The 16,177-nt window shown below is 63.1% G+C and carries 10 protein-coding genes and 1 CRISPR repeat array; of the genes, 9 read left to right on the top strand and 1 reads right to left on the bottom strand.

Annotated features, from left to right (window positions below):
- Window positions 1-82 precede the first annotated feature (82 nt).
- The 4 genes from ftsY to AC1AYD_RS08460 all read left to right on the top strand — a co-directional run bounded on the left by ftsY (window position 83) and on the right by AC1AYD_RS08460 (window position 5,451).
- A complete protein-coding gene (ftsY, locus tag AC1AYD_RS08475; RefSeq protein WP_476502982.1) occupies window positions 83-1,387 on the top strand; it encodes a signal recognition particle-docking protein FtsY in 1,305 nt (434 codons plus the stop codon).
- A gap of 298 nt (window positions 1,388-1,685) precedes the next feature.
- The gene (locus tag AC1AYD_RS08470) at window positions 1,686-2,972 is read left to right on the top strand and encodes an ammonium transporter (protein ID WP_476502981.1); all 1,287 of its coding nucleotides are present in this window, start codon (window positions 1,686-1,688) and stop codon (window positions 2,970-2,972) included.
- A 1-nt stretch (window position 2,973) separates the two neighbouring features.
- Window positions 2,974-3,312 carry a P-II family nitrogen regulator gene (locus AC1AYD_RS08465; protein WP_034529718.1) on the top strand — a complete coding sequence of 113 codons (339 nt, stop codon included), beginning with the start codon at window positions 2,974-2,976 and terminating at the stop codon, window positions 3,310-3,312.
- A 246-nt stretch (window positions 3,313-3,558) separates the two neighbouring features.
- Window positions 3,559-5,451, top strand: a complete 1,893-nt coding sequence (locus AC1AYD_RS08460; RefSeq protein WP_476502980.1) for a [protein-PII] uridylyltransferase family protein — start codon at window positions 3,559-3,561, stop codon at window positions 5,449-5,451.
- Between the two features lie 174 nt (window positions 5,452-5,625).
- On the opposite strand, the gene AC1AYD_RS08455 is transcribed toward AC1AYD_RS08460, so the two are convergent.
- Window positions 5,626-7,023, bottom strand: a complete 1,398-nt coding sequence (locus tag AC1AYD_RS08455; protein WP_476502979.1) for an MATE family efflux transporter — start codon at window positions 7,021-7,023, stop codon at window positions 5,626-5,628.
- A 1,336-nt stretch (window positions 7,024-8,359) separates the two neighbouring features.
- Between AC1AYD_RS08455 and AC1AYD_RS08450 the strand changes: the two genes are divergently transcribed.
- From AC1AYD_RS08450 to cas2, 5 genes are all read left to right on the top strand, one after another.
- A complete protein-coding gene (locus tag AC1AYD_RS08450) occupies window positions 8,360-9,124 on the top strand; it encodes an aspartate kinase (protein WP_163197055.1) in 765 nt (254 codons plus the stop codon).
- A gap of 69 nt (window positions 9,125-9,193) precedes the next feature.
- Window positions 9,194-9,763 carry an ACT domain-containing protein gene (locus AC1AYD_RS08445; protein ID WP_476502978.1) on the top strand — a complete coding sequence of 190 codons (570 nt, stop codon included), beginning with the start codon at window positions 9,194-9,196 and terminating at the stop codon, window positions 9,761-9,763.
- A 227-nt stretch (window positions 9,764-9,990) separates the two neighbouring features.
- Complete coding sequence (gene cas9 / locus AC1AYD_RS08440; protein ID WP_476502977.1) at window positions 9,991-13,416, top strand: type II CRISPR RNA-guided endonuclease Cas9; 3,426 nt, start codon at window positions 9,991-9,993, stop codon at window positions 13,414-13,416.
- A gap of 10 nt (window positions 13,417-13,426) precedes the next feature.
- Window positions 13,427-14,332 carry a type II CRISPR-associated endonuclease Cas1 gene (gene cas1 / locus AC1AYD_RS08435; protein WP_476502976.1) on the top strand — a complete coding sequence of 302 codons (906 nt, stop codon included), beginning with the start codon at window positions 13,427-13,429 and terminating at the stop codon, window positions 14,330-14,332.
- A complete protein-coding gene (gene cas2, locus AC1AYD_RS08430; protein ID WP_476502975.1) occupies window positions 14,329-14,661 on the top strand; it encodes a CRISPR-associated endonuclease Cas2 in 333 nt (110 codons plus the stop codon). The genes cas1 and cas2 overlap by 4 nt, the downstream gene beginning before the upstream one ends.
- A gap of 50 nt (window positions 14,662-14,711) precedes the next feature.
- Window positions 14,712-15,643: a CRISPR direct-repeat array (repeat unit 36 nt; unit sequence CAAGTCTACCAAGAGGGCTGAATGCTAATTCCCAAC).
- Window positions 15,644-16,177 lie beyond the last annotated feature (534 nt).

The following is a 16,177-nucleotide window of genomic DNA, read 5'->3' as shown; positions in this document are numbered from 1 at the left end:
GAGGAATTGGCCATGCCCCTTAGCTTAGCCGCCGTCGCGGGACGTGCCGGCGCGGGTGACGGCCGTCGTTAGACTGGGGGTCATGGATAGCAATACATTGGCCATGGTAGGCGTCGCCGTAGTCGCGATTGTCCTGATTTTGTTGGCAGTCTGGTTCTCCAAGTCGCGCAAGCGCGATCTTGACAAGACGATCGAGGAGCGGGAGGCGCGCCGCGATCTGCCGGAGAGTGCGGAGCCCGAGCCCAAGGCGGAGGCCGCTTCGGAAACCCCCTCCGGCGCGGAGCGCCACCTCCCCCTGAAGGGGGAGGAAAAGAAGGCTCCCGAACCTGAATCCGCGGACCACCCCCAGTCGGCTGCGCCGACAGCCCCCGCCAGCGGGGGCGAGAACGAGGAGCCGGAGCCGGCGGCGGAGGCCGCGCCGGAACCCGCGCCCGCGCCGGCGCCGAAGGCGGAGAAGCCGGAGTCGGTGGGCGGGCGTCTCGCCCGGCTCAAGGCGAAGCTCGCCAAGTCGAGCAACCCGTTCGGCAAGGCGCTGTTCGACATCCTCGCGAAGGACAACCTCTCCGAATCCGATTGGGAGGACGTCGAGGACACGCTCCTGCTCGCCGACGTCGGCGCCGAAGCCTCCGAACAGCTCGTCGACGAGTTGCGCACCGACGCGCGTGTCACCGGCAAGGCCGATCCGGCCGAGGTACGCGCCGCCCTGAAGGAGAAGCTGCTCGACCTGGTCGGCCGCGATACGGACCGCCGCCTCAACGCGGACAAGCCGGGCGCGAACCGTCCGGGCGTCATCATCATGGTGGGCGTCAACGGCACCGGCAAGACCACGACCGCCGGCAAGCTTGCCCGCCTGTTCGTCTCCGAAGGCAAGAGCGTCGTGCTCGGCGCGGCCGACACGTTCCGCGCCGCCGCCGCCGATCAGCTCGAAACGTGGGGCGCGAAGGTCGACGTGCCGGTCGTCCGCTCCGACAAGGACGGCGCCGACCCGGCGTCCGTCGCGTTCGAGGCGAGCGCCAAGGCCAAGGAGCTGGATGCCGACGTGCTCATCATCGATACGGCCGGCCGTCTCCAGAACAAGGCGAACCTGATGGACGAGCTCGGCAAGATCCGCCGCGTCACCGAGAAGAACCTTCCCGTGGACGAGGTGCTGCTCGTGCTCGATGCGACCACCGGCCAGAACGGCATGACCCAGGCGAAGGTGTTCGCCGAGGCGATCGGCATCACCGGCGTCGTGCTCTCCAAGCTCGACGGTTCCGCCAAGGGCGGCATCGTGATCAGCGTGCAGAAGGAGCTCGGCGTGCCCGTCAAGCTCGTCGGCCTCGGCGAAGGACCCGACGACCTCGCCCCCTTCGACCCGGAAGGCTTCGTCGACGGCATCCTCGCCTGAATCCATCCCCGCACTGCGACCAAGGTCCCGGACCATGTCATGGAACATGGTCCGGGACCTTTGCGTTTTCGTCACGTTTCGATTCGTCCCCGCCGAATCCCCGCGAAATCCCCGAGGAATCAACGCGAACGCACCCCGCATCGCCGTCGCGATTAACAAGCGCGTAACCTGCCGTAACGAAACGAAAACCATCCGGGCGTTCACTATCGAACCGTTAGCCCCCGCTGGGGGACGACGAAAGAACGAATGGCCTCGCCCGAGAAGCGGGGCGAAAGATGTGAAAGAGAGGGAGGTAGACATGGATTCCGGAAACACCGCATGGATATTGACTTCCGCGTCCCTGGTTTTCCTCATGACGCCGGGCGTGGCGTTCTTCTACGGTGGCATGGTCCGCGCGAAGGCCGTGCTGAACATGTTCATGCTTGAGGCGGCCGCGCTGTCGGTCACGATGATCATCTGGACCCTGTGGGGCTGGTCCATCGCCTACGCCGGCACCGACGTCGCCGGCATCTTCGGCGATCCGGCCTCCGGCTTCCTGCTGAAGGATTCGATGGTCGCCAAGGACGGCGTGTTCACCACGACCGGCCTGAACTCCAACAACTATCCGGTGTCCGTGGACGTCGCCTTCCAGGTCGCGTTCGCGATGATCACCGTCGGCCTGATCTGCGGCGCCATCGCCGAACGCGTCAAGTACAGCACGTGGATGATCTTCGTCGCGCTGTGGGTCACGTTCGACTACGCCCCGATGGCCCACATGGTCTGGAACGGCGGTCTGCTGTCCGGCTCCGGCGCGATCTCCACCGCCATCGGCGCCGCCGCCCACGATTTCGCAGGTGGTACCGTCGTCCACATCAACGCCGCAGTCGCCGCCTTGGTGATCGTCCTCATCATCGGCAAGCGCAAGGGCTTCGCCGTGCAGCCGTTCCGTCCGCACAACGTCCCGTTCGTGATGCTCGGCGCCTTCCTGCTGTGGTTCGGCTGGTTCGGTTTCAACGCCGGTTCCGCGTTCGCCGCGAACGGCACCGCCGGCTACGCCTGGGTGTCCACCTCCGCCGCGACCGCAGCCGCCATGCTCTCCTGGGGCTTCACCGAGAAGATCCGCTCCGGCCACTACACCGCGATGGGCGCCGCCTCCGGTATGGTCGCCGGCCTGGTCGCCATCACTCCGGCCGCCGATGTCGTCTCCCCGCTGTGGGCCATCGTCCTCGGCGCGATCGCCGGCGTGCTCACCTGCCTCGCCTGCGGTCTCAAGTTCAAGCTCGGCTACGATGATTCCCTCGATGTCGTCGGCGTCCACGGCGTGGGCGGCTTCACCGGCACCGTCCTCATCGGCTTCTTCGGCGAGGGCACGGGCCTGTTCGCCGGCGGCGACTGGAAGCAGCTCGTCGTCCAGATCCTCATCGCGCTGTGCGCCATCGTCTACTCCGCCGTGATCACCGGCATCATCGCCTTCGCGCTGGAGAAGACCGTCGGCTGGCGCGTCACCGAAGCCCAGGAAGTCGGCGGCATCGACCTTGCCGACCAGGGTGAACGTGCCTACGATTTTGCTGGTACCGCCAGCTCCGTCCTCAAGGAGGTGAGGTGAGATGAAGCTCATCACCGCAATCATTCAGCCCCATAAGCTCGACGACGTCAAGGAGGCCCTCGCGGCCGCCGGCGTGCACGGTCTGACCGTCTCCGAAGCGAACGGCTACGGCCGTCAGCGCGGACACACCGAGGTCTACCGTGGTGCCGAATACACCGTCGACCTGATTCCGAAGATCCGCGTCGAGGTCCTGTCCGACGACGCCGATGCGGAGACGCTCGTCGGCGTGATCGTCAAGGCCGCCGGCACCGGCACGATCGGCGACGGCAAGGTCTGGGTCGCCCCGCTCGACTCGGTGACGCGCGTGCGCACCGGCGAGTCCGGCTCCGCCGCGATCTGATAGCAGACGTCCCTCCCGCCCGGCGCATATCGTTCACCGATCGCCGGGATGGGTCGGGCCATCAAAGAGACAAGAGGTCCCCGCACGCAGCCCCCAAGCCGTGCGGGGACCTTTTCTTACCTCATCGGCCCCCTCTGACGAGGGGGCTCCCGCGCAGCGGGTGGGGGAGAGACCTCCCTCCGTCCGTCTTCGGCGGCCACCTTCTTCGTCGGGGGACAAGAAGAACAAACAAGGAGCACACGCGAAATGGCATCGGCGGTCGATGGTTTGAAGCAACGATTCATGGCGATGAGCCAGCCGGACGCGGACGGCGTCTACCGCGACGGCGCGGCGAAACGCAGGGCCCGCACCGAACTGGCGATGGACTGCCTCACGCGCCTGTGGGACGAGGCGAAGGCGAACGTCGACTTCGACGTGCCGGACCACGGCATCGGCCTCGCCGCCGTCGGCTCGCTCGCCCGCGGCCAGATCGGCCCCAGCTCCGACCTCGACCTCGTCCTCATCTACGACTCCCACGCCCTGAACGACCAGAAACTCAACGAACTCGCCAACAAGCTCTGGTACCCGCTGTGGGATTCCGGCCTCGACCTCGACCATTCGGTGCGCACCCGCCAGCAATGCGAATCCGTGACCGACCATGATCTGCCCGCCGCGATGGGATGGCTCGACGTGGAGCCCGTCGCCGGTGACATCGACCTCATCAAGACCACCGCCGATTCGATTCTCGAACGCTGGCGCAAGGCCGCGCGAAAGCGCCTGCCCGAACTGCTCGCCTCCGCCACGAGCCGGCTCGACGAGTTCGGCCGCCTCCAGTACATCAACCAGCCGGACATCAAGGAGGCGCGCGGCGGCCTGCGCGACTCGGTGCTCGTCTCCGCGCTCGCCGTCTCCTGGCTCGCCGACCGCCCGCACGGCGCCTACGACGACGCGGTCGACCGGCTGCTCGACGTGCGCGACTGCATTCACCTGGTCGCGAACAAGGACACGAACCTGCTGCTCACCCCGTATCAGGACAAGGTCGCCGCGATGCTCGGCCTCGCCGACCCGACCCTGCCCGCGGGCGGCGAGCGCGAGGCGAAGTCGATTGACGACATGCAGACGCTGCTCGCGCGCATCGGCCGGCGCATCGCGTTCTCGCTCGACTCGACCGCCTCCCGCGCCGAGCATTCGCTCACGCACGAGAAGCCCCGTTTCGCGTTCTTCCAGATGATGTCGCAGCGTGCGGGTGGCCACCGCGAGGCGCCGAAGTTCGAGAACGTCGCGCCCGGCGTCGCCGTCCACGAGCATGAGATCGTGCTTGCGCCCGGTGCCGATTCGTCGCGCGACGCCTCGCTCGCGCTGCGCGTCGCGCTCGCTTCGGCGCGCCGCAAGCTGCCGATCAATCCGGGCACGTTGGAGAATCTGCGTCGATGCCCGATCCACAGCAATCAGTGGGATGCGACGACGCGTGACCTGTTCGTGCAATTGCTCGCGTCCGGTCCGGAGCTGATCCGCGTGTGGGAGGAGATCGATTTCGCCGACATCCCGGGCAAGTGGATGCCGGAATGGCTGGGTATCCGCAATCGTCCGTCGGTGTCGGCGGCGCACCGTTACACGATCGACCGTCACTCGGTGGAGGTCGTCTCGCGTCTCACGCGCGACATCGGATTCCCGTCGCCCGCGGACCGCGAAGGCAGGTCCGAGGGCGTCGTGACCGGCGGCGCGGGCTCCGGTGCGCCGCAATACGATGACGTGCACTACACCGCGCTGCTGCTCGCCGGCATCCTGCATGACATCGGCAAGCGTTCCGGCGTCGCCGACCACGCGGCGGAAGGCGCGCGCCACGCGCCGGTGATCCTCAGGCGCATGGGCTACGACGCGGACACGATACGCATGGTGACGCTGCTGGTGCGCGAGCATCTCACGTTGAGCGAGTTCGCGACCGGCCGCAATCCGAACGATCCGAACACCGGCTCCGACCTCGCGAACCGTCTGCGCCACGACCCGATGCTGCTCGACATGCTCTACGATCTGACGCGTGCCGACGGCTCCTCGCTCGGCGCGACCTCCGAGGAGGCCATCACGAAGAAATACGGCTGGAGCACGTGGCGCGAGACCTTGGTCAAGCAGATGGTCGCCGCCACCCGCTATCACCTGTAGTCCCGTTTGTCCCGGTTCCCTCCGCCTCCGTCACCTTTCAATCCCCGTCCGTCACGGTTCCTTCCATGTTTTGCCACGGAATACCGTGGAGAACCAAGGAGCGAGTCGTGACGGTCGTGGATGGGACCGTGACAATCAAGGACGTGAACTCGTCTTTATCTTGCGGCGGCCCGCTCAATCACCCATCCACGCGTCGCCGTGCGCGCGAATCCCGTTGAACGTCGCGCGCAATCCGATGAACACGACGTTCAGCACCGCCCACAACGCGACCATGCGCGCGGCCGGCGCGTCGAACGCCGCCGTGCCGGCGAGCGCGCCGACGCAGGCGAGCGCGAGCAGGTACGCGACGGCGGTCGCGCCGCACGTCGCGGCCAGATAGCGGTAGTCGCCGGCGCCGATGAGGATGCCGTCGAGCGCCCACATCCATCCGCACAACGGCAGGAACACGCCCTGCGTGACCATGCCGACGACGATCAGCGACTGGACGGCCGCGTCCGGCGAGAACAGGGGAGCGGCGGCGAAGCCGACCGCGATCATGCCGGCGCCGATCGCCGCGCCCGCGACGGCGCCGGCGCGCGCGGCCGCGGCGGTCGTCGCGCGCGCACCGGCGCGACGCCGCGCGCCGAGTTCCGCGGCGACGAGCGCTTGGCCGGCGATGCCGATCGCGTCAAGCATGTTGAGTACGAAATTCCACGTCGCGTTGACCGCCTGGTATGCGGCGAGCACGGTCACGCCCATGCGCGCGGCGAGCATGACGGTCGCGACGAGGCATGCGCGCAGGGCGAGCGTGCGCAGGAACAGCGGCACGCCGTCTCCCGCGCTGTGCGCGATGCCGGCGAGCCGCGGGCGCACGGACGCGCCTTCCGCGCGCGACCACAGGATCGCGGGTACGGTAAGGAAGATTCCCATGAACCATTGCGCGATGAGCGTGGCCGCGCCGGAACCGGCGATGCCCCAGCCGAGCGCGATGACGAACAGGATGTCCAGGAGCGTGTTGACGATCGCGCCGGCGATGGCGGCGATCAGGGTGATGCGCACCTTCTGAAGCCCGCGGAAGATGCCGTTCGCCGCGTAGACGAGCAGCATGCCCGGCAGGCCGAAGACGATCGCGTCGAGGTAGCGTTCCGCCTCGTCGAGGACGGGGCCTTCCGCGCCGAGTGCGGCGCACAGCGGCCGTCCGGCGAGGAACAGGATGACGGACACGACGACGCCGATACCGAGCGCCAGCCACATGCCGTCGATGCCGGCTTCGAGGCCTTCGCGCCGGCGGCCCGCGCCGATGAGCCGCGCCACCTGCGAAGTGGTGCCGTAGGCGAGGAACACGCACAGTCCGACGGTGGTGAGGACAATCGTCGATCCGATGGACAGGCCCGCGAGCGAGGCTTCGCCGAGATGGCCGACGATGGCCGTGTCGATGAGGATGAACGCGGGTTCGGCGATGAGCTGCCCAAACGTCGGAATCGCCAGCGCCGCAATCCGCGCAGTAGTACGGCGGGTGTCCGGGAGCGGGGAGGTTTCGGAGTCGCCGGTGTCGGCGCTGCGGCGGTCGGAGTTGCCGGTGTCGGTGGTCATCTCGTGCTCCTGCTCGTCGTCGGTCGTTTCCGCCCGTCCACTGTAGTCGAGGGGATTCCAGCCTCCCGGCTCCCCTTGTCAGGGGAGCTGTCGGCGTAGCCGACTGAGGGGTAGTAGCCGGGTATGTGAAATCCCGGCTGTCTTGGTCCGCCGTTGGCGGCGCGGCCCTCTGCCTCGGCTAGGGGGATCTGTCTCATAAGGCCGGGGAGCGGCGTCCCCTCCCTACTCTGGCTCCCCTTGTCAGGGGAGCTGTCGGCGTAGCCGACTGAGGGGTAGTCCCGGGACGTGACCGGGGTGTTCGGGTTGTCGTTGGTGGCGATGGCCTCTGCCTCGGCTCCCCTTGTCAGGGGAGCTGTCGGCGTAGCCGACTGAGGGGTAGTAGCCGGCTTCGCCGGCGTGGCGCAGCCCCGTTCACCCTCCGTTCATACGCGATTCCGACGCTGTTACCACGGTGTTACGTGTCGCGCAAGTCGGTGTCCATGGGTGGGAAAGTAATCCACACGTTATCCCCAAGTTATCCACCAAGTTATCCCCATAGTGTGGATAACTCAGTGGATTTCCACCGCCAAAACGGGCCGAAAATGTGGATAACTTTTTCTTATCCACAGTGCCATTCGGCGTGTCGCGGCATGACGGTGGCTGATTGTGGGCAACCCGGTGGATAACCACCCGTTCTCCCACATCTAGTTGTGGACAACCCCCTCATGCTCCATATCTATGGTGGATAACCACAATGGGGCCGCACCTTCCCTGCTCCCCCTTCAGGGGGAGCTGCGAGAAGGAGAACGCGGCATCGCGGTCAAGTATTCCCTGCTCCCCCTCCAGGGGGAGCTGTCGCGCAAAGCGCGACTGAGGGGGTGTTCGAAAAGCGGCCAACACGGACCCCACACAAAACGAAAGGCCCGGCCGATGGGGGCCGGGCCTTTCGCGAAGGAGAGAGGAAGAAGAAAGAAGGTGTTCAGTTATCGTTATGGGGACGGGAAGAAGGGAAACGTCCTCGCCGGTCCGCTTCCGCCAGCCTCCGATGATGGACTTCATCGGTTCGGGCTTCCGTTCGCCGGTGATTACATATAACCGCGCGAACCTCAACGCAATGATGCGAAAACCTTGGAACACCATGGCAATCCCCATGGGATACGCCGACGACGCCCGTGTCGGGGCTCTCGGAGGCCGGCGCGCGGCCCGGAATGCCGGCAATCCCCGCGTGTCCGCATGGTGGCGTGGGTTCGCGGGCGGTTCACGCCGCTCCTTATAATCATTGCGTTTACGTAGCATATGCGGCAAACGCTCCCGTCCCACGAGAGGGCGGGAGGCAGCGGAAGAAGATTGGATAGCAGTGGCTCTCATCGTGCAGAAGTACGGCGGCTCGTCGGTCGCCGATACCGATTCGATCAAACGTGTGGCCAAGCGCGTCGTCGAAACGAAGAAAAAAGGCAACAAGGTCGCCGTGGTCGTCTCCGCGATGGGCGACACCACCGACGATCTCATCGACCAGGCGCTGAGCATCGACTCCAACCCGCCGGAGCGCGAGATGGACATGCTGATGACCGCCGGCGAACGCATCTCCATGAGCCTGCTCGCCATGGCCATCCACGCGGAAGGCAGCCGCGCCCACTCATTCACCGGACAGCAGGCCGGCTTCTTCACCGACGCCCGCTACGGTGCCGCCCACATCAAAGCCGTCAAGCCGGACCGCGTGAAGAACGCGCTCTCCCTCGGCGACGTCGCCATCGTCGCCGGCTTCCAGGGCATCAACGCGAAGGGCGACGCGACCACGCTCGGCCGCGGCGGCTCCGACACGTCCGCAGTCGCGCTCGCCGTCGCGCTCGGCGCCGACATCTGCGAGATCTACACCGACGTGGACGGCATCTTCACCGCCGATCCGCGCATCGTGCCCACCGCGCGACGTATCCCGTACGCCGGCTACGACGCGATCCTCGAAATGGCGTCGTGCGGCTCGAAGGTGCTTGCGCTGCGCTGCGTCGAATACGCGCAACGATTCAACATGCCGCTGCACGTGCGCTCCTCCTTCTCGCACCGTCCCGGCACGCTCGTCGTGCCCGAGGGCGTCGACCCGCGCAGCCTGCCGAACATCGACTGACGCGACGCGACATCACGATCGAACAGTAACGCAACGAAACGTAACGAAACCGAAAGCGACATCATCACCATGAGCGAGAACAACGACAACAAATCGATGGGCGACCTGTTCCCCGACCTCGGACCGGAGGCTCCGGTCATCTCCGGCATCGCGCACGACCGCAGCGAGGCGCTCGCCACCGTGCGCGGCGTGCCGAACGAGCCGGGCATGGCCGCGAAGGTGTTCACCGAGCTGGCCGCCGCCGGCATCAATGTGGACATGATCGTGCAGGCCGGCTCCTCCGCCGGCACCGCCGACATCTCCTTCACCGTGCCGGAGGCCTCCGTCAAGGCCGTCGAAAGCGCGCTGCTCGACGCGCATGAGGCGCTCGACTACAAGTCCTTCGATGTCGATCCGAACGTCGGCAAGGTCGCGGTCGTCGGCGTCGGCATGAAGACCCACTCGGGCCTCGCCGCCAAGTTCTTCCAGGCGCTGAGCGACAAGGGCATCAACGTGCTGATGATCTCCACCTCCGAGATCCGCATCGCCGCGCTCGTGCCGCTCGACCAGCTCAACGAGGCCGTCAAGGCCCTCCACACCGCCTACGGCCTCGACGCCGACAAGGTGGAAGCCGTGGTCTACGGCGGCACCGGTAGGTGATTGACGGGCGGCTGTAGGTGCCGGGCAGGCCGGGCGTAGTCCGCGCGTTGCGTGTCCTGTAAGGATGCGGGTATAGTAGGCGGTGCTAATTCCCAATAAGAAGTTGGCCTCGTTAGCCGCTTCGATTGCTCGGCAGTTTCTGCCAGGGGCGGGTCATATGACCCGCCCCGTTTTTTGTTCCAGTAGTATGCCGGTATCAGCGGATTCTCGGAGTGGAGGAATGGACCATGAAAGACATGCGATACAGGATCGGCATCGACGTCGGCCTGAACTCGGTGGGATTGGCCGCGATTGAAGTCGATGATGATGACATGCCGGTGCGCATTCTCAATGCGCAGTCGGTCATCCATGACGGCGGCGTCGACCCGACCAAGCAGAAGGAGGCGATCAGCCGGAAGAACATCGCCGGTGTCAGCCGACGGGCACGGCGCATGGTGCATAACCGTCGTCAGCGCCTTGACAGCCTCGACGAGGCACTCAAGAATGCCGGATATCCGACTGTCGAATCGGAGTCATTGACCGCGCCGTTCGAGGAATGGCATGTGCGCGCCCGACTGGCCGAATCCTTCATCGAGGACGAGGCCACGCGGCGCGAGGAACTGTCCATCGCCCTGCGCCATATCGCGCGGCACAGGGGATGGCGCAACCCGTACCATCGCGTGGAATCGTTGCTGGTGGACAACCCGTATTCGGAGCAATACGAGGAACTGAAGAAACGTGCGGAGGAACTCGCCGGCCGTACCGTAACGGGGAATCCCACACCGGCGCAGCTTGTCGTGGTTGTGCTGCTGCTCGGCTATGCGGAGCCGCCGCGCCTGCGCACCAGCACCAAGCATGGCGCGGGGTTGCTGCCTCAGCGGCTTATGCAGGAGGATAACGCGAACGAGTTGAAGCGCATCTTCGACGTGCAGCGCGTTCCACGCAGTGAATGGGAGCCGTTGCTCCGTGAGGTGTTCCAGGCTAAATCGCCCAAGGGGTCCGGGGAGAAGAGGGTAGGTCGTGACCCGTTCGATCCTTCGCAGCCGCGCGCGCTGAAGGCGTCGCTGGCGTTCCAGCGGTATCGCATCGTCAATGTGCTGACGAACCTGCGTATCCGGGAGGAAGACGGGTACGAGCGGCCCTTGACGGTGGCCGAGAAGCAATCGGCATATGAGTTGCTCGCCTCCGATGCGAAGGACGACATCACATGGATCGATGTCGCAAATCGTCTCGGGTATGCGAGGAGCCAGCTCAAAGGCATCGGCAGTATGACCAAAGACGGTGAGGAGCGTATCTCCAGCACTCCGCAGCGGTTGACATCCCTGCAGCGCATTCGTGAGGCTGACAGGAAAATCGCCAAGCCGCTGCTGAAGTGGTGGAAGGGCGCATCGGATACGGCGCGGGAGGCGATGATCCGATTGCTGTCCAATACCGTGGACTTCGATAAGGTCCATGATGATCTGGCATATGCCGACGCCATCGCGTTCATCGACGAGTTGGACGACGAGGCGATGGTCAAACTGGATTCGATCGACCTGCCTGCCGGCCGTGCCGCATACGGCGAGGAGACGTTGCGCAAGCTCACCGAACGCATGCTGACCACCGATGACGATCTGCAGGCCGCACGCAAGGTGCTGTTCCACGTCTCCGATTACTGGAGGCCGGCGGCGGACCCCATCGGCGCGCCGTTGGGCAATCCTTCGGCGGACAGGGTCGTGAAGATCGTCAACCAGTGGCTGACGAATTGCCGCAATCGTTGGGGTGATCCCGTGTCCGTGCAGATCGAGCACGTGCGTTCCGGGTTCAAGTCGGCGAAGACGGCACGGGAATATGAACGTGACAACGAGAAGCGGAGCGTCCGTCGAGCCAATCTCGCAAAGGAGCTGCGGGCAAGCGGGTATGGTGACCATAACGACAGTATTCGTAGGTTAGAGGCGCTGCAACGCCAGCACAGCCAATGCCTGTACTGCGGACGTATGATTACATTCGAAACCTGCGATATGGATCATATCGTACCTCGTTCGGGTGCGGGTTCTACCAACACCCGTGCGAATCTAATGGCAGTGTGTAAAGATTGCAATGGGGATAAGCAGGGTGGGCTTTTCTCAGTGTGGGTGAAAACCAAGTGGGCGCAGGAACACGGCGTCAGCCTGAAAGCCACCCTTCAGCGGGTCGACAATATGCTGCGCGATTGCGATGCGAAGGCTTGGCGCCGTTTCCAGCAGGAAGTCAAGATGCGGCTCAGGCAGACCGAAAAGGACGATCCAATCGATAATCGCTCCATCGAATCGGTTGCGTGGATGGCCAATGAACTTCATCGCCGCATCAACTGGTATTTCAACGCGGAACACTATCGTGCCGAGTCCGATAAGGAACGAGCCGAAGCGCCCGTAGTGGACGTGAGGGTTTTCCGTGGGCAGATTACGAACTTTGCGCGTAAAGCGAGCGGGTTGGAAAACCGGATTCATTTCTTCGGTCCCAAGGGCAAGACGCGTCTCGATCGCCGTCATCATGCGGTGGATGCCGCTGTGATTGCGATGTTGCAGCCTTCTGTGGCGAAAACACTGGTGGTGCGTGATTCGATACGCGTGTCGCAGATGATTGTGCGCAAAGGACAGCTGGACGAAGGGGAGCGTTCCTGGAAGGATTATCCGTATAAGGACTCTGAGGAAACCTATGCGGACTACCGTATCTTCCGACAATGGCGTATTGGCATGAGCCAACTGACCGAACTGCTTAATGACGCGTTCGACCATAATCGAGTAACGGTGCGCCAGCCATTGCGATTGCAGCTGGATAATTCGATAGCGCATGATGCAACAGTCAAGCCGTTGAAGCGGGTCCGTCTCGGCGATGCCATGGATGCCGACCTGATTCGCAGGGCCTCCACACCTGCATTGTGGTGCGCGCTCACCCGTCATCCCGACTTTGACGAGAAGACCGGTCTGCCGGTGAACGACATGCGCCGGATCACCGTGCATGGCACCTCATACACGGCCGATGATGAAGTGGGATTCTTCGCCGGGCAGTCGGCGCAGGTCGCCGTCCGCGGTGGTTCCGCCGACGTCGGTTCGGCGATTCATCATGCGCGCGTGTACCGGTGTTGGAAGCAGAATGCCAAAGGTGCTCGCAAATACTGGTACGGCATGATTCGCGTGTTCCAAACGGATCTATTGAAGTTCCGCGGCGATGACCTGTTCTCCGCGCCATTGCCGCCGCAGTCGGTGTCGATGCGTTGGGGCGAACCACGTACCGTGCAGGCGGTGCAGTCCGGCAGCGCCGAATATCTCGGCTGGCTGGTCGTCGGCGACGAGATTCACGTGGATCTTTCCCGCGGCAAACTCAAAGGGCAGATCGGCGAATTCGCCGAGTGGTGCGGCGAATATCCGTATTCCGCCGATACCGCGTGCTGCACATGGGTGGTGGACGGATTCATGACGAACAAACAGTTGCGTCTCCACCCGAGACTGCTGGCTTCCGAAGGGTTGAAAAACGTCGGGAAAACCAAGGAGGTGCCGGACGCGGTTCAGAAGATAGTCGCGGGAAACGGCTGGCTGCCATCCCCGGATGTCTTCAGCTCGTTCGCTCCTTCGGTGATTCGCCGCAACGCCTTGGGCGAGCCGCGCTGGCATTCGAAGACCGGTCTTCCGTGCTCGTGGCGTTGGTCTGAGTAAGGCGGTCATCATGCAGAGCCAGTGGCGGGTCGTTGATTGTACCGAGATGGCGGGGCGCATCTCGTACACGCGCGGCAATATGCGCGTGCAACGCGATGATGCCGATGCGCCTGTGGACGTGCCACTGGCTCAGACGGCCGTGGTACTGCTCGGGTTGAAGGTGGCGTGTTCCGCCGCGGTACTGCATGAGATGGCCCGGTACGGTGTGTCCGTCATGTTGTGCGATTGGCGTGGAGTGCCGGATGCGGCGCTCCACGCCTGGACGGACACGCCGACCACGGTCACGCAACGGCAGCTGGCACAGGTCGACATGACGTTGCCACGTCGAAAGAACGCGTGGGGCAGGATCGTGCAGGCGAAGATACGTGGGCAGGCCGCTTGTCTGGACTCCCTTGGCCGCGATGGAGGCGGTTTGCTGCGTGGCATCGCCGCCTCCGTGCGTTCCGGAGACCCCTCCAACTGCGAAGGCCACGCGGCGAGAGAATATTGGCGGCGTGTGTTTCCTGCGGAAGAGGAATTCCGGCGTGTGCCCGGTGAGGGAATCGGACGTAACGCGCAATTGGATTACGCCTATATGGTGTTGCGAGGGTTCGCCGTCAAAGCGGTGATATCGGCCGGGCTGATTCCTTCGCTTGGCATGCACCACCGGAATCGTGGTAACTACTTCTGTTTGGCGGATGACATTCTGGAGCCGTATCGTCCGGCGATTGACCGCAAGGTCGCGGAATTGAGCGCCGAGGACTCCTTATCAGACAGAAGTGTCAAACGCCGGCTTGTAGAGGCGACCAACCAGCAGCTGAACGGCACCGGCTTGACCATCCCCAGTTCGCTGAATGATTTCGCGCAACAGTACGGTCTGTATTGCGAGGGGAAAATCGACAGGCTGCCTGTACCGGAATACGTAGGTGCCGAATGAAAAAGGACGAGGACAGTGGTGGCATGTGGTGCCTGGTGATGTTCGATCTGCCGGTCAAGACCAAACAACAGCGCAGAGTGGCCACGGAGTTCAGGAACCTGCTGGTGGATATGGGCTACAGCATGGTGCAGTACTCGGTCTACGCCAGGTACACGCCCACTCAGGCGGGAAACCGTGCGACGGTGAAGGCGATCAAAGCGGCGTTGCCCGCACATGGGTATGTGCGCGTCCTGCACATCAGCGATCACCAATGGTCCTCCGCCCTGCGGTTCGCCAACCTCGAGCCGGAAGACGAACCGGAAACGCCGGATCTCTTCACGCTTTTCTAAACGCAAAAAACGCCCAAACCCGCAGAAAATGGCCCCTCTCGGCAGGCTATCAAGTCTACCAAGAGGGCTGAATGCTAATTCCCAACACGTGTCAGCAGGAAACAGCCCTCCATTCAAGTCTACCAAGAGGGCTGAATGCTAATTCCCAACGACATGATCGACGTCCGCCCCGTCCCCTCAAGTCTACCAAGAGGGCTGAATGCTAATTCCCAACAGTCGCCGCACCTGTACAGGTACATGTTCAAGTCTACCAAGAGGGCTGAATGCTAATTCCCAACATCTCCTCCAGCAGGGCGCGCGTCTCGTCAAGTCTACCAAGAGGGCTGAATGCTAATTCCCAACTGCGCGCCGCCCTTGGACGTGTTTCCCGCAAGTCTACCAAGAGGGCTGAATGCTAATTCCCAACATGGAGTTGCGGGCCGAACTCATCAGCACAAGTCTACCAAGAGGGCTGAATGCTAATTCCCAACACAGATGCGTACACGGTGCATACGGGACCAAGTCTACCAAGAGGGCTGAATGCTAATTCCCAACCGGCGACCTGGATCAGGTTCGGGGCGACCAAGTCTACCAAGAGGGCTGAATGCTAATTCCCAACCATAAGGCGGATTCCGACGCGTACGAGACAAGTCTACCAAGAGGGCTGAATGCTAATTCCCAACTTCTTATATTGTTCCGCAAATGCCAATGCAAGTCTACCAAGAGGGCTGAATGCTAATTCCCAACGGCACGTGGGCGGGCGTCGGACTGGACGCAAGTCTACCAAGAGGGCTGAATGCTAATTCCCAACGATGAGGAGAAGCATCTCTTCCAGTTGGCAAGTCTACCAAGAGGGCTGAATGCTAATTCCCAACCCGCGTTCGTGTTTGTCGGACTGCTGCGCAAGTCTACCAAGAGGGCTGAATGCTAATTCCCAACTATCACCGGTGATACCGGGGTGGTCTCACAAGTCTACCAAGAGGGCTGAATGCTAATTCTCAATGCCATCCGGTAGTATGGTAGATGCGTGTGAGTCATAATGCATATGAGTCGGGAATTAGCATCACCTTCTCACTAGACTTATCGCAACCAAAGTCGACAAGTATTCATTGGAAACTCAATCTTCTTTGAAAACTTGTCGGCATATTGGAAATGTATGGCAATTGCGCTGGTGGATAAGCCATATATCTAATAGGTATGCGATGTTTTTCAATGGCTTGGCGAAGAAGCTGTTGTTGGCTGTTTTCTGTGCTGAAATTCCTTTTTTGAGGGAGCGATTGTTGTGTTTTTATACATACGGCTTTACGCTCGAAGAATTCTGGCCAAGATTGAGGCGTTTGTACCACACGAGAGTGCAGGTGGTGTTGCGTGGCGCGCGGGGTGTGCCACGCGAGTTCCGCCACTCTGGGACGCTGTCCACGTAGTGGATGCGTTATCGACTTGAAAAAATTTTCAAGTAGGATGTGGCGCATTCGGGAGCGGCAGGGAGTATCGACGTCCGCACCCGGAGAGCGCACGGCATCAGCCGTCGCTCGAC

Source organism: Bifidobacterium sp. LH_426 (assembly GCF_056356875.1).
This window is presented reverse-complemented; position numbering and strand designations above follow the sequence as displayed.

What these genes read in the sequence shown, in the direction of transcription:
- AC1AYD_RS08460 (WP_476502980.1), top strand. Translation starts at nt 3,559, where the DNA reads ATGGCATCGGCGGTCGATGGTTTGAAGCAACGATTCATGGCGATGAGC.
- AC1AYD_RS08445 (WP_476502978.1), top strand. Translation starts at nt 9,194, where the DNA reads ATGAGCGAGAACAACGACAACAAATCGATGGGCGACCTGTTCCCCGAC.
- cas9 (WP_476502977.1), top strand. Translation starts at nt 9,991, where the DNA reads ATGAAAGACATGCGATACAGGATCGGCATCGACGTCGGCCTGAACTCG.
- AC1AYD_RS08455 (WP_476502979.1), bottom strand. Translation starts at nt 7,023, where the DNA reads ATGACCACCGACACCGGCAACTCCGACCGCCGCAGCGCCGACACCGGC.
- AC1AYD_RS08465 (WP_034529718.1), top strand. Translation starts at nt 2,974, where the DNA reads ATGAAGCTCATCACCGCAATCATTCAGCCCCATAAGCTCGACGACGTC.
- cas1 (WP_476502976.1), top strand. Translation starts at nt 13,427, where the DNA reads ATGCAGAGCCAGTGGCGGGTCGTTGATTGTACCGAGATGGCGGGGCGC.
- AC1AYD_RS08470 (WP_476502981.1), top strand. Translation starts at nt 1,686, where the DNA reads ATGGATTCCGGAAACACCGCATGGATATTGACTTCCGCGTCCCTGGTT.
- ftsY (WP_476502982.1), top strand. Translation starts at nt 83, where the DNA reads ATGGATAGCAATACATTGGCCATGGTAGGCGTCGCCGTAGTCGCGATT.
- cas2 (WP_476502975.1), top strand. Translation starts at nt 14,329, where the DNA reads ATGAAAAAGGACGAGGACAGTGGTGGCATGTGGTGCCTGGTGATGTTC.